The 13,556-nt window shown below is 72.5% G+C and carries 10 protein-coding genes and 1 pseudogene; 6 read left to right on the top strand and 5 right to left on the bottom strand.

What is annotated here, in order from left to right; translation table 11 throughout:
• The first annotated feature begins 21 nt into the window (after positions 1 to 21).
• The 3 genes from SCWH03_RS06885 (at position 22) to SCWH03_RS06875 (ending at position 2,129) form a co-directional block, all read left to right on the top strand.
• Positions 22 to 711: a maleylpyruvate isomerase family mycothiol-dependent enzyme gene (locus SCWH03_RS06885; protein ID WP_173263232.1), complete on the top strand. Its 690-nt coding sequence runs from the start codon at positions 22 to 24 to the stop codon at positions 709 to 711.
• A gap of 21 nt (positions 712 to 732) precedes the next feature.
• On the top strand, positions 733 to 1,389 hold the full coding sequence (locus SCWH03_RS06880) for an MBL fold metallo-hydrolase (protein ID WP_173263231.1): 657 nt from the start codon (positions 733 to 735) through the stop codon (positions 1,387 to 1,389).
• Between the two features lie 440 nt (positions 1,390 to 1,829).
• Positions 1,830 to 2,129, top strand: a complete 300-nt coding sequence (locus SCWH03_RS06875) for a DUF6342 family protein (RefSeq protein WP_173263230.1) — start codon at positions 1,830 to 1,832, stop codon at positions 2,127 to 2,129.
• Positions 2,130 to 2,270: 141 nt separating this feature from the next.
• Here SCWH03_RS06875 and SCWH03_RS06870 read toward each other — a convergent pair whose 3' ends face one another.
• The 4 genes from SCWH03_RS06870 to uvrB all read right to left on the bottom strand — a co-directional run bounded on the left by SCWH03_RS06870 (position 2,271) and on the right by uvrB (position 8,884).
• Entirely contained in the window at positions 2,271 to 3,284 is a 1,014-nt protein-coding gene (locus SCWH03_RS06870) for a TerC family protein (RefSeq protein WP_254076600.1), read from the bottom strand.
• A gap of 656 nt (positions 3,285 to 3,940) precedes the next feature.
• The gene (locus SCWH03_RS06865; protein WP_173263229.1) at positions 3,941 to 5,872 is read right to left on the bottom strand and encodes a TerD family protein; all 1,932 of its coding nucleotides are present in this window, start codon (positions 5,870 to 5,872) and stop codon (positions 3,941 to 3,943) included.
• Between the two features lie 119 nt (positions 5,873 to 5,991).
• Positions 5,992 to 6,597, bottom strand: a complete 606-nt coding sequence (locus SCWH03_RS06860) for a TerD family protein (RefSeq protein WP_173263228.1) — start codon at positions 6,595 to 6,597, stop codon at positions 5,992 to 5,994.
• A gap of 127 nt (positions 6,598 to 6,724) precedes the next feature.
• Positions 6,725 to 8,884 (bottom strand): excinuclease ABC subunit UvrB, encoded by a 2,160-nt coding sequence (gene uvrB / locus SCWH03_RS06855; protein WP_173263227.1) that lies wholly within the window; start codon positions 8,882 to 8,884, stop codon positions 6,725 to 6,727.
• Between the two features lie 130 nt (positions 8,885 to 9,014).
• On the opposite strand from uvrB, the gene SCWH03_RS06850 reads away from it, so the two are divergent.
• The gene (locus tag SCWH03_RS06850) at positions 9,015 to 10,373 is read left to right on the top strand and encodes an MFS transporter (RefSeq protein ID WP_371872621.1); all 1,359 of its coding nucleotides are present in this window, start codon (positions 9,015 to 9,017) and stop codon (positions 10,371 to 10,373) included.
• Here the strand turns inward: SCWH03_RS06850 and SCWH03_RS06845 are convergent.
• Positions 10,369 to 10,750: pseudogene (locus tag SCWH03_RS06845) on the bottom strand (cupin domain-containing protein); the annotation flags it as partial. The gene SCWH03_RS06850 and the pseudogene SCWH03_RS06845 overlap by 5 nt on opposite strands.
• 255 nt (positions 10,751 to 11,005) lie before the next feature.
• Between SCWH03_RS06845 and SCWH03_RS06840 the strand changes: the two are divergent.
• Both SCWH03_RS06840 and SCWH03_RS06835 read left to right on the top strand, forming a co-directional pair.
• Positions 11,006 to 11,878: a cysteine peptidase family C39 domain-containing protein gene (locus tag SCWH03_RS06840; protein ID WP_173263225.1), complete on the top strand. Its 873-nt coding sequence runs from the start codon at positions 11,006 to 11,008 to the stop codon at positions 11,876 to 11,878.
• A gap of 241 nt (positions 11,879 to 12,119) precedes the next feature.
• Positions 12,120 to 13,349: a hypothetical protein gene (locus SCWH03_RS06835; protein ID WP_173263224.1), complete on the top strand. Its 1,230-nt coding sequence runs from the start codon at positions 12,120 to 12,122 to the stop codon at positions 13,347 to 13,349.
• Positions 13,350 to 13,556: the final 207 nt, after the last annotated feature.

The raw sequence follows: 13,556 nt of genomic DNA, 5'->3' as shown, positions 1-13,556 counted from the left end.
GGCAGGGCTATCGTCTTCCCCATGATCGACCCTGTGGATGACCTGGCCTCCGTGCATGCGGCGACCGAGCGGCTGCTCGATGCCGCCGGCACCCTGGACAACGCGGCGGCCGCCCGGCCGTCACGGCTCCCCGGCTGGAGCCGCGGCCATGTCCTCGCCCATCTCGCCCGCAACGCCGACGCCCTGGTCAACGTACTCGAGGGCCGCCCCATGTACCCGGACGCCGAGGCACGCGAGGCCGACATCGAACGCGACGCGCCGCGACCGCTGCGAGCCCAGCTCGAGGACCTGCGCCGGTCCGCCGAGCGCTTCCGGGCAGCCGCGGCGGCGAACCGGGACTGGTCCCGGACCGTGCGACTGCGCAACGGCGTCACGGACGCCGCGGCGCGCGTCCCCTTCCGGCGGCTGATCGAGGTCGAGCTGCATCACGTGGACCTCGGCATCGGCTACGAGCTGGAGGGCCTTCCGGCCGGCTTCACCGAGCGAGAGACCGGATTCCTCGCGGAGCGGTTCGACGGGCACGGGGACGTCCCGGCCACGACCGTCGTCGCCGACGGCGGACGGACGTGGACCACGGGAGGCGGGGCCGCGGGCGGTCCGGTCACGGTCCGGGGCACCGCCGCGGACCTGCTCGGCTGGCTCGCCGGCCGACGCGGCGGAGAGGCCCTCCGGGTCGCCGGCGGCCCGCTGCCGGTGCTGCCGCCGCTGTAGTCGGCTGAGTACGCTGGCCCCATGACTTACAGCGGAGCGGTGAAGGTCGGCGGCCCTGCGGACGTCCACGAGCTGGCGGCCCTGATGATCTCCAAGGCCGCCGTCGGCCCCATGGACAACAACGCCTATCTGCTGCGCTGCCGGGCCACCGACGAGCAGCTGCTGATCGACGCGGCCGCCGAGCCCGAGACCCTGTTCCGGCTGATCGGCGGCGACGGGATCGCGTCGGTCGTCACCACGCACCGGCACGGCGACCACTGGGGGGCGCTGGCCGATGTGGTGGGGGCGACGGGGGCGCGCACCTACGCGGGCCGGCACGACGCCGGCGGCATCCCGGTGCCGACCGACGTGCTCGTCGACGACGGCGACACGATCCGGGTGGGCCGGGTCGAGCTCACCGCCCGCCATCTGGTCGGCCACACGCCCGGCTCGATCGCGCTCGTCTACGACGACCCGCACGGCCACCCGCACGTCTTCAGCGGAGACTGCCTCTTCCCGGGCGGCGTGGGCAACACCCGGAAGGACCCTCAGGCGTTCGCCTCGCTGCTCCGCGACGTGGAGACGAAGCTCTTCGACGTACTGCCGGACGAGACCTGGGTCTACCCGGGCCACGGCGACGACACCACCCTCGGCGCCGAGCGGCCCCACCTCGGGCAATGGCGCGCGCGAGGCTGGTAGCCACGGCACGCCTGCACCGCCGAGCCGCACCCGCACGCGTCGGCGCCCTCGAGAGCGCCGGCGCAGTCGGCGGTCCCCCTCGCCTGCCGTTCGGCGCTCCGCGATTCCGGCACGGGGGCCGCGTACCGTGACCGCCCCGCCCGCGCCGCCGATCCTTTCGACCGGCGGCTCCCCCAAGGCCGGCCGCAGCTTTCCGGCACGGCGAAGGGCAAGCGCCACCGGACAGGTCGGGGGACCATCGGCCGGCACTGCGATATGCGGCTATGTCCGCACCCTCCCGCTGTGCCCGGTAATTCCAGACTATGAGAGGAGAAATCCAGCCAACCGTTGAACTCCCCGTGACGGAGCCAGCGCCGTCCGTATAGATTCAGCCACGGTTGCGGGGTTCCGCAAGGGCCCGAACCGAAGGCACAGTTACCGGATCCGGAGGGGGAAGTCGCATGGCTGACATCGATCTCGGAGTGGCGACGGACTGGGACGAGGGCGACACCCACGGCCGCGTCAGGCTGCGGCAGAACCAGGTCTACCCGACCTCGCCCAAGAAGGACGTCCTCATCAGCTCCCCGGTGAGCATCGAGCTGTCCGTGAACACGAACTACTCCACCTCGCAGGAGGCGGACAAGATCTACTTCACGACCCACCACGGCTCGACAAAGAAGATCATCGCGGTGCTCGACTCCGAGGGGAACCTACACATCGCCGGCCGCCTGATCACCGAGCAGCGGGACCTCCGCTACTAGGGTGGCCTTCCCTGGGTGACCCACGTGGCGGGTGACGAGGCGGCGTCATCATGTGGCCCTTTCCGCCTCACGCCCGCACGACGCAACGGCCCGCACGACCCCACCGGCCGCGCGGGCCCTTCAGGAGACGCACCGCGGGACTCAGGCTTCCACGCTGTCCTTCTCGGCGTCGGCCGTGGGCTCCGGATCCGGCTTGCCCTGACCGGTCTGGCTCTCCTGCCGCCTGGAGACGATCAGGCTGGTGACCGTGGTGACGATCAGGACACCGCAGATGAAGGTCAGTGAGAACGGGGTGGAGATCTCGGGGACGTGGACCCCCGACTCATGCAGTGCGTGCAGCACCAGTTTGACACCGATGAAGCCGAGGATCACCGACAGGCCGTAGCTGAGGTGGACCAGCTTGGTGAGCAGTCCGCCGATCAGGAAGTACAGCTGCCGCAGACCCATCAACGCGAAGGCGTTCGCGGTGAAGACGATATACGGATCCTGGGTGAGTCCGAAGATCGCGGGGATCGAGTCGAGCGCGAACAGCACATCGGTGGTGCCGATGGCGAGCATGACGACCATCAGCGGCGTCAGGATCCGCTTGCCGTTGGCGCGGACGAAGAGCTTGGTGCCGTGGTACCTGTCGGCGACGCCGAACTTCCGCTCGATGGACTTCAGGAGCCGGTTCTCCTCGAAGTCGTCCTCGTCCTCGTCGGAGCGCGCCTCCTGGACGAGCTTCCAGGCCGTGTAGATCAGGAACGCGCCGAAGATATAGAAGACCCAGGAGAAGTTGGCGATGATCGCGGCGCCCGCGGCGATGAAGACGGCCCGCAGCACCAGTGCGATCAGCACACCGAACATCAGCACCCGCTGCTGAAGCTGCGACGGGACCGCGAACTTCGCCATGATCAGCACGAAGACGAAGAGGTTGTCCACGCTGAGCGACTTCTCGGTGATGTACCCCGCGAAGAACTCGCCGGAGGCCTGGCTCTCACCGGCAGCCAGCAGTCCGACGCCGAAGACCGCGGCGAGGACGATCCAGACGATCGTCCAGGTTCCCGCTTCCTTGATCGAGACATCGTGGGGCTTGCGCCCGATGAAGAAGTCGACCGAGATCAGGGCGAGGAGACCGAGAATGGTCACCAGCCACATGGTCAACGAAACGTCCATTGTGCCTCCGGCGTCGTACGGCTATTCACCAGCGTCGTCGTTGCCGGAGGTCTCCTCCACCCGCGGTGGCTGGTCGCCTCACCACGGGCCGGCGCCCCGGGACCGCTCTGGTCTTTCGGTCCGTACTGACGGGCACGCCGCAGGTGGGAGTACTCCCCTCCGCTGGAGGAACCCTACCCGAAAGACCAAAGAAAGGTAAAGCCGAAGGTAAACAAGAGTTAAAACCACAGATCAACGCCCCCCTGGGCAACCTCGCTGCCCATCGCGGGGCGGGACGGGACGGGACGGGACGGGACGGGGCGGGGCGGAGCCGGACAGGGCTGAGGGGGCTGCAGGGGGGCGGTCAAGTCGAAGACATCCGGGGCTTGATGGCCTCGGAACGCTTCCCCCCGCCCGTCAGTGCGCGAAGGTCCGGTTTCCCGGCCCACCCCCGGGTACGGACACCGCGCAGGGGTGCACAGGACGCACGGGCGGGCAGGAACCGTCAGACACCATCACGGCACCGGCACGGCACGAACCGACGGGGACCCACGGGACCGACGGGGGCCCACGGGCACCGGCGCCGAAGCAGACGACTCGCACGGAACCACGGGAACCGCACTGCCCGTACGACGGAACCGGGTGGCGGCTCACGTGGCGGCCCGCGCGTCCGGAGTTCAGCGCCGCCGGGCCCGCCGGGCCTCCGCGGCCTTCGCGAGCACGGGACCGAGCACATCGCGGTACTCGGGGAGCGCGGGCGGCAGGTACGTCCAGACGTGCCGGACCCAGGGATCGGCCAGGTGGTCGTCCGGAACCGGGGTGATCCGCAGCAGCGAGTGCCAGAACGGATCGAGGACCGGCCCGTACCCGGAGGCGTCCTCCCGGTCGGCGACCATCAGCAGATGGACGCCGACCTCGGGCCCCTCGTCGGCGAGATAGCGGAGCCGGGTCACGGCCCGGTCGTCGAAGCCGCGCGGGAAGTCGCTGACGATCAGCAGCTCCCGGGCGGTGTCCAGGTCCGGCGGCAGTGCGTCGGCGGCGCCCCCGCGCACGGCCATCTGCACCAGGTCCACGCGCCGTACGAGCTTCGCGAGCACCGCGGAGACGCCCGCGGCCCCTGCCGCAGGCGGCTCGTCCAGCATCCCCGACCGCAGAAGCGGGTTGAGCGAGCGCGCCGCCGTGCCCGCGGCGTCGATCACCCGCACGGTGAACTCACCCGCCGGATGGACCGCGATCAGCCGGGCCGCATGGGCGACCGCGGTGTCCATGGCGAGCGTGCGCGGCGGTACCTCCTCCGGTAGCACGCCGGACTGCGACGGGCCCAGTCCGCTGTCCACCCACAGGCCGCGCTCGAGTGGCAGTCGCATGAGCATCGGGATCCGGAGACCGGGTCGCTCGGGAAGGTGCAGGTCTCCGAGGCGGAGGGCCATCGGGGCCTTGGCGGGAACGCGGTAGCGCCCCCAGACCGGGCTGTCCCAGCGCGCGAACGCCGGCGGCAGTGCGGGCTCGACGGCCCGGGATTCGGCGGTCAGCTGGTCGAGGTCGCGGTCGAGGGCCTCGCGGGCACGTCCCGTCAGCTCGTCGTGCCTGGTGCGGGCCGCCTCACGAGCGCCGTCCCCCGGGCCGGCCACGCGGCCGTGCGGATCGGACAGGACGCGGTCGTGCTCCCGGCCGAGCCGTGACGCGGCGAAGTCCACCGCGCTGCGGTAGGCGGCCGTCGTCCGGGCGAGGTCCTCGAACATGCCCCACACCTGGTTGTACAGCCGCTCCTCCACGGACCAGCCGGTGGCATCGCCCGCGACGGGCACCGGCGGCCTTCCCGGCGGGGCGACCGGGGGCGGCTGCTGCACCGCGGGCCGCCTGCGCGGGTGTGTGTAGTCGACGGGTCCGCCGTGGGTCCGGGCCGGCGGCGGAGCAGCGGGGTCAGCCGTCCGCGGGTTCGTGCCCGGGGTGGGGGACGCGGCCGGGCCGGGGTCGGCAGCGGGACCCGGACCCTCGGCGGTGGCGGCGCGCAGCGCCTCCGCCGTCCGGGCCGGGTCTGCGCCGGCCGGGCGGGCGAGGCCGTGCGCGACGGCTTCGCCCACGGCGGCTGCGAGTTCGCCGGCGCGGTCGAGCCCCTGGTCGGCGAGGCAGGCGGCGAGACCGCCCGCGTACCCCTGGCCGACGGCGCGGACCTTCCAGGCCCCCTGCCTGCGGTAGAACTCCAGGGCCACGACGGCGGCTTCGGAGTCCAGGCCGGTGACCGTGTAGCTGACGGTCCCTGGGGCGTCCGGAGCACCGAGGGAGACGAACGGCGCGGCGAGCGCCCCGAAGCGGCCGGGGCACCCGGGACCCGTCGGCAGCGCCAGCAGCACCGCCGCCCGGTGCGCCGAGGAGGGCACGGCGGTCAGGTCGACGGCCAGCAGATGGCCGGCGGTGGCCTGGCGGGAGACCTCGACACCGGGCAGGGCCGGCCGGGCCGGGTGGGCGACCCACTCGGCACCGGGCACCCGCCCGTGCTCGTCGCTCAACGCGACCGCCACCACGACCGGTTCACCGGCCGACACCCGGATATCGAGCCGGGTGTGGGGCACGGGGTGGTTCTGCCCCCTGACCAGCTCGGCCGTCATCGCTGCTGTCCCCCTCAGTGGTCTGCGGATCGGGCCCGGCGGCGCTCCGCCCCTGGCAGCCGGGGCGCGGCGGAGAGCGCAGCGGTGCCCCTCCCCCGTGCCGGTGACCGCGCGCGGTCCTACAGGTGCGGCAGGATCGCGGGCATCAGGTCCTGGAACGTCCGGCCGTTGGCCGGGTTGCCCAGGGCGGTCATCTGCCAGCCGGAGCCGGCGCGGTGGACCTTGGCCATGATCTGGGCGGTGTACTGGCCACCGCCGTCCAGCGTGTAGCGGGCGAGTTCCTGCCCGTTGGTCTCGTCCACGATGCGGCAGAACGCGTTCTGCACCTCCTGGAAGGTCTGGCCGGTGAAGGAGTTGACGGTGAACACGATCTGATCGATGTGCACCGGAACCCGCTGCAGATCGACCAGGATCGCCTCGTCGTCGCCGCCCCCTCCGGCGCCGCCGACCAGATTGTCGCCGGTGTGCCGGACCGAGCCGTCGTCGCTCACGAGATGGCGGAAGAAGACCACGTCCACGGGCTGGTCCCCGGCGAAGAGCACCGCCGAGGCGTCCAGGTCGATCTCCCTGGTGCGCGTCCCGAACAACCCCCGCCGGGGCGCCGCCTGCCAGCCGAGGCCCATCCGCACCGCGGTGAGGGAGCCACCGCCCTTCTTCTCCAGGCTGATGGCCTGTCCCTTGGTCAGATTGACGCCGGGAGCACTGCCCTTGGATACGTCCGCCACGCCCTGTCCCCTCCTCGTGGTTCCCCCGCGACCGCCTGTGGGTGCGGTTGCCTGGCACCCTACGCAGTCGTCCGGCGGCGCGGGGGACTCGGTGTGTTTTGTGTCGGTCCTGAGACACGGGCGCGGTTCAGCCGATACCGGCCTCCTTCATCTGCCGCAGCTCCTTCTTGAGCTCGCCGACCTCGTCACGCAGCCGTGCGGCCACCTCGAACTGGAGCTCCGCCGCCGCCGCGCGCATCCGGTCGGTCATCTCCTCGATGATCCCGGCCAGTTCGGCGGCGGGCCGATCGCTCGTGATCGCGCCGCGGCCCGCCTTCGCACCCTTGCCCGCCTTGGCACCGCTGCCGTCGGCGCCCCTGCCGGAACGTCCGGCCACCGAAGGGACGGGCGCCTTGGCACCCCTGCCGTCCTTGCCCTGCCGATAGCCGGAGCCGAGCAGCTGCTCGGTGTCGACCTCCTCGCGGGCGATGGTGGCCACGATGTCGTTGATCTTCTTGCGCAGCGGCTGCGGGTCGATGCCGTTCGCCTCGTTGTACGCGATCTGCTTGGCCCGGCGGCGGTTGGTCTCCTCGATGGCCTTCTCCATCGCCGGAGTGATCTTGTCTGCGTACATATGGACCTGCCCGGAGACATTGCGCGCCGCACGGCCGATGGTCTGGATCAGCGAGGTGCCGGACCGCAGGAAGCCCTCCTTGTCGGCGTCGAGGATGGCCACCAGCGACACCTCGGGGAGGTCGAGGCCCTCGCGGAGCAGGTTGATGCCGACCAGCACGTCGTACTCGCCGGCGCGCAGTTCGCGCAGCAGCTCGATCCGGCGGAGCGTGTCGACATCGCTGTGCAGATAGCGGACCCGGATGCCGAGTTCGAGGAAGTAGTCCGTCAGGTCCTCGGCCATCTTCTTGGTGAGCGTGGTGACCAGGACACGCTCGTCCTTCTCGGTGCGCGTGCGGATCTCGTGCACGAGGTCGTCGATCTGGCCCTCGGTCGGCTTGACGACGACCTCCGGGTCGACCAGGCCGGTGGGGCGGATGATCTGCTCGACGGAGCCGTCGGCGCGGGAGAGTTCGTAGGCGCCCGGGGTCGCCGAGAGATAGACGGTCTGCCCGACGCGCTTCTGGAACTCCTCCCACTTCAGCGGCCGGTTGTCGAGCGCGGAGGGCAGCCGGAAGCCGTGCTCCACCAGGGTGCGCTTGCGGGAGGCGTCGCCCTCGTACATGGCGCCGATCTGGGGGACGGTGACATGGGACTCGTCGATGACGAGGAGGAAGTCTTCAGGGAAGTAGTCGAGGAGTGTGTTCGGCGCACTGCCGGGAGGGCGGTCGTCGAAGTGCATCGAGTAGTTCTCGACACCGGCGCAGGTGCCGATCTGGCGCAGCATCTCGATGTCGTACGTGGTGCGCATGCGCAGCCGCTGGGCCTCCAGGAGCTTGCCCCGCTTCTCGAGCTCGGCGAGGCGCTCCTCGAGCTCCCGCTCGATTCCGGTGATCGCCTTCTCCATGCGTTCCGGACCGGCGACGTAGTGGCTCGCCGGGAAGACGTACAGCTCGTCGTCGTCGCTGATGACCTCGCCGGTGAGGGGGTGGAGCGTGGAGAGCGCCTCGATCTCGTCGCCGAACATCTCGATCCGCACGGCGAGCTCCTCGTACACCGGGAAGATCTCGATGGTGTCGCCGCGGACCCGGAAGGTGCCGCGGGTGAAGGCGAGGTCGTTGCGCGCGTACTGGATGTCCACGAAGCGGCGCAGCAGCCGGTCGCGGTCGATCTCGTCGCCGACCCGCAGCGGCACCATGCGGTCCACGTACTCCTGCGGGGTGCCGAGGCCGTAGATGCACGAGACGGAGGCGACCACCACGACGTCCCGGCGGGTGAGCAGGGAGTTCGTCGCGGAGTGGCGCAGCCGCTCCACCTCCTCGTTGATGGAGGAGTCCTTCTCGATGTAGGTGTCCGACTGCGGGACGTACGCCTCGGGCTGGTAGTAGTCGTAGTACGAGACGAAGTACTCGACCGCGTTGTTCGGCAGCAGCTCGCGGAACTCGTTCGCCAGCTGGGCGGCCAGCGTCTTGTTCGGCGCCATCACCAGGGTCGGCCGCTGAAGCCTTTCGATCATCCAGGCCGTGGTGGCCGACTTGCCGGTCCCGGTCGCGCCCAGCAGGACGACGTCCCGCTCGCCCGCCCGGACCCGACGGTCGAGCTCGGCGATGGCCGCGGGCTGGTCACCGCTGGGCCGGTAGGGACTGACGACCTCGAAGGGCGCCATGGTGCGTTCGATCTCGGTAACGGGCCGCATGCCATCAACGGTACGGCCCCCCACTGACAACGGGGCCGGTCCCGGTCGTGCACCGGCCGGCTGCGCGACCGCCGTCACCGCGCCCGAGCCGGGGATGCCGCACCGGGAGGGTCACTGGCACACTGCCGCAGTGACCCCTACCGCCCGTGAAGTGACCGCAGCCGCTGACCCTGCCGACCCTGCCGACCCTGCCGGCCCCGCCGACCTGGCCGGCCTGCGCCGCCGGATCACCCCCGTGCTGGTCGTGAGCCAGATCCTCGGCGGACTCGGGGTCGCGACCGGCATCGCCCTGGCCACCGTGCTGGCCCCGCAGGTCGGCGGGTCGGACGCCCTGTCCGGCCTCGCCCCCACCGCGACGGTCGCCGGGACGGCACTGCTCTCTGTCCCGCTCGCCGCGCTGATGAGCGCCCGCGGCCGGCGCCCCGGGCTGGTCCTGGCGTACCTCATCGGATCCGCGGGCGCGGCCGTGGTGGTGCTGGCGTCCGCACTCGGCAGCTTCCCGCTGCTCCTGCTGGGCATGGCCGGCTTCGGGGCCGCGTCCTCCGCGAACCTCCAGGCGCGCTTCGCCGCCGCGGACCTCGCGGAGCCGGCGAGACGCGCCCGCGCCATCTCCCTGGTGGTGTGGGCGACCACGGTCGGCGCGGTCCTGGGCCCGAACATCGCGGCACCGGCGGGCCGAAGCGTCTCCGGGTCCGGGATACCGGAAGCCGCGGGTCCGTTCGTCTGGGCCTCGGGGGTCTTCCTGCTCGCGGCGGTGGTCGTCGCCGTGCTGCTGCGGCCGGATCCGCTGCTGACGGCCCGGGCGCTCGCGCCGCGGGAGGAGGGGGAACGGCGGGAGCGGTCGCTGCGGTCCGCCGTCCGGGCCGTACGGGAGTCCCCCGGCGCCCGGCTTGCGCTCGTCACGGTCGCCGCGTCGCACACCACGATGGTGTCGATCATGTCCATGACACCACTGGCGCTCAGCCACCACGGCGCCGGAGTGCAGCTGATCGGCCTGGTCATCAGCGGCCATATCGCGGGTATGTACGCGTTCTCACCGGTGATGGGCATACTCTCCGACCGCCTCGGCAGGCTCGCGGTGATCGGCCTTGCCGTGGGCCTGCTGGCGTTCGCCGCGCTGCTCGCAGGTACCGCCGGGGCGAGCCACGGACGGGTCGCGGCGGGCCTGTTCCTGCTCGGCCTCGGCTGGTCCGCGGGCCTGGTCTCCGGTTCCGCCCTGCTGACCGACTCCGTGGAGGGGCCCGCCCGCACGGAGGTCCAGGGCCTGTCGGACCTGGCCATGAACGCCGCGGCGGGCATCGGCGGAGCGGCGGCCGGGCTGATCGTGGCGCAGGGCGGCTACGGTCTGCTCAACCTCCTCGGTGCGGGTCTGCTGCTTCCGCTCGCGGCCCTCGCCGTCCGCCGCGCCGTCACCGGGACGGGCGCTGCACAGGACCGGCCGCCCGCCGCCACCGGCACCGGCACCGGCACCGGCACCGGCACCGGCTGACGTGGTAGGCCTTGCGCAGCGTCTCGTGCACCGTCCACGTCGTCCGGTCGCCCTCCCTCCGCGCACAGGCGTCCCCCGGCCCGATCTCCACCGTCGCGCCGCCCGGGGTCCCCCACTGGTGAGCTCTCGTATCCAACTGTCGCCAGTACCTCGGGGAACCCCGCCTCCGGCCTCGGCCGGGGCGCGCCCGCTGAACGCGACGAACAGCTCATCGGCCTTCGTCTCGGTGGTGACCCCGGGGTGAGCTGCCAGAGGCCCCGCACCTGCCGCCCGTCCTCGGACCGCCGCAGCTCCCGGCCTGTCACCACCGGATCACCCGAGACGACCTGCGCGGGGTCCAGGGGTTCGGGTTCAAGCTCCGCGTCCGGGATACGCACGGCGAACGAAGGAGAAGCGGGCCCGGCAGCGGAGTGATCAGAGGCCGTCGTGGCGGCTCACCTTAGCGGGCGAAAGATCCGCGGCACGCGGCGAGCCGCCTCGGGCCGCACTCGGGCAGGGGGCACGGTCGTGGTTCGCCCACGGCTGCCACGCGCGACGGCGTGCGACACCCACGGCAGCGCTTGCCCGAGTCCCCTCTCGTACAGGAGCGACCACCGATGTCAGCAGTGCGCACAGGGCGTCGCATCGCCCTTATGACGGCCGTCTGCCTCCTCTCGGCCCTCACGGCGGCCGGCCCGGCTGCCGGGGAGCCGGCCGGGGAGAGGGCCGAGACCCTCTCCCCGGCCGGGCAGGGCACCGACCCGTTCCCCGGCTCCCAGCCCGGACCCGAATCCCGGCGGGCGCCCGGTGCCCTCTACAAGCAGGTCCTCGACACCCTGGGCCCGCAGCGGCTCACCGCCGAGCAGCGCCGCATCACCGCCCGGAAGGAGGCGGCTGCCGCCGCGTGGTCCCGGCGCCCCGCCGTCCGCGCCCAGCGCGCCGGCTACGTCGTCTCGGGCGGGCTGCACCAGTCACAGCAGACGTCGTACTGGTGCGGTCCGGCGGCCCTGGTCATCACCCAGTCCGCACACGACGAGGTCCGCGGGCGCTCCCAGCGGGCGGCTGCGGACCTCCTGGAGACGGACTCCAGGGGCACGGCCTGGTACGGCGTCGGGATCGACGTCGCGAAACCGACCGGCTACCCGATGGCCGACGCGCTCAACCACCGTCTCCCGGGGGCCAACTACGTGCCCAGGCCGCTGCCGTACAGCCCGACATCGGCCGATGTGGCGAACTTCCGGAGGCACATCGTCCACAACACCGACTACGACTACGCGATCGCCGGCAACGCCTGGGAAGTGCCGGGCGGGCCGCATCTGGCCGGGCACCCCAACATCGAGATCTTCCACTGGGTCGCCATCGACGGCTACAACAGCGACACCGACGCGCGACAGGTCCGCTACCTGGACCCCGTCGGCGGGGTGAGCACCAGCATGATCTCGTGGGCCGGCGGAGTCCCCAAGTCCGCCAAGATCTCCGCGGACGCCATCACGACGATCATGGGCGGCCGTGGCTACGTGTGGTAAGCCGGGACGGAAGCCTCTGACCGGCGGGGGGCGTCCACAGGGCGGAACGACGCCGGGCCGGGCACTCCCGGCACTCCCGGCACTCCCGGCACTCCCGCGAGACGGAACGCCGCTCCCAGCGGTCCGGGCACGTCGAGCACGTCGTGTGATCCGAACGGTCCGGGCGGTCCGGGCGGTCCGGGCGGTCCGGGCTCTTCCGGCGGACGGAACACCGAGCCGCCCGGTCCGGGCGGGCTCGCCGGTGGTAGCGACCCTGCTGGGTACGGCCCTGCTGGTGCTCGCGGGGCCGGGCTGTTCACCGGCCGACCGATCCGGCCATACGCAGCCCACGGCCGGCCCCGCCTCCTCGGCATCCGCCCCCTCCCGTCCCCTGCAGATCCGGGCGGCGTGCGAGGCGCCGCTGCCCGAGAGCTGGCGGGCCGCCCTCGCGGCGGGCGAGTTCCGCGTGCCGAGCGGCCAGCGGGCGGTCCTCACCGATGTCGGCCCTCGGGCCCGCTGGACCGTGGTGCAGCTCTCCGACGGGCAGAGCCGCCGGGCTGCCGTGGTCGAGGATGCCGAGGCGCCGCGCACCCTGCTGACATTCACCGACCCCGTGGAGCACCAGCTCCTCGCCGCCGATGTGTCGGCTGACGGGAGGTGGACGGCGTTCGCGGTGCTGGAGGGCCGCACGCTCGACAGTCCGTGGTCGCTCTATGTCCAGGACGCCGAGGGCGGTATGCGCCGGCTGGCGCGGTCCACCCTCCCCGGGCCGCTCCCCCAGCCCGTCGTCCGCGGCGGTGCGGTCTTCTGGGCGCAGGGCACGGGCCGGGGCCGGGCCACGATCTACACCAGCCCGGTCCGCCCGCCCGGTTCCGGTGGCACGGTGCCTGCGCCGCGCGCCCTGCACTCCGGTGTGATCGAGGCCCCGTTCGCGGCGGGCGGGCTGCTGGCCTGGCGGGAGGCGAGTGCGGACGGCCGGTCGACGAGGCTGTCGGCGCTGTCCTTCGCCACCCTGCGCCCGGCCGCGCTGCCGGGCCCGGTGGCCGCGCTGCGGGATCTGCGGTCACCCGCCTCCGACGGCACCACGTGGGCTTGGGTCGAGGACGGCGGGAACGCCGGGAACGGCGGGAACGGCGGGGAGGGGGAGGACGGCGGGGAGGGGGAGGATCCGAGGCTGGTGGTCTGGCGGCGGGGGCAGCCCGCACCGGTGACACGGCTCTCCGGGGCCCCCGCAGCCGAGGGGCTCGACCAGCTCCGGATCAGCGGTGAACTGATCACCTGGCGCACCCCGGAAGCCGCCTACGCGCTGGACCTGCGGTCCTCCGCCTATACGCGGATCACCCCGCAGTACGGATACGCCCAGGCCAGAGCGGGGGCGCTCGCGGTCGCCTACCACCAGGACAGGGCAAAGGGGCCGGACGCACGGACCGTGATCCAGGTCGTACGAGCGGACCGGCTGCCCCGGCTGCCGGCACCGCGCGACTGCGGCTGACGGCCCGGTGCACCGCTCGGGTCCGCCCGCGGTGCACCGGGCCACCGGTGCCAGGCGTCCCGAGCCAGGCCATCCCCTGCGGGCCAACGGTGCCAGGCGTCCCGAGCCGGACACCGTGCCCGGCCGCCGGAGCCGGGCCCTTTGTGCCGGACCGGCAGTCGGTCCGCCCGGTGTCCGGGGTCCCCGGGACCCGCGAGGTGTCCGGGG

Source organism: Streptomyces pacificus, assembly GCF_011766325.1.
Lineage (GTDB): Bacteria > Actinomycetota > Actinomycetes > Streptomycetales > Streptomycetaceae > Streptomyces > Streptomyces pacificus.
This window is presented reverse-complemented; position numbering and strand designations above follow the sequence as displayed.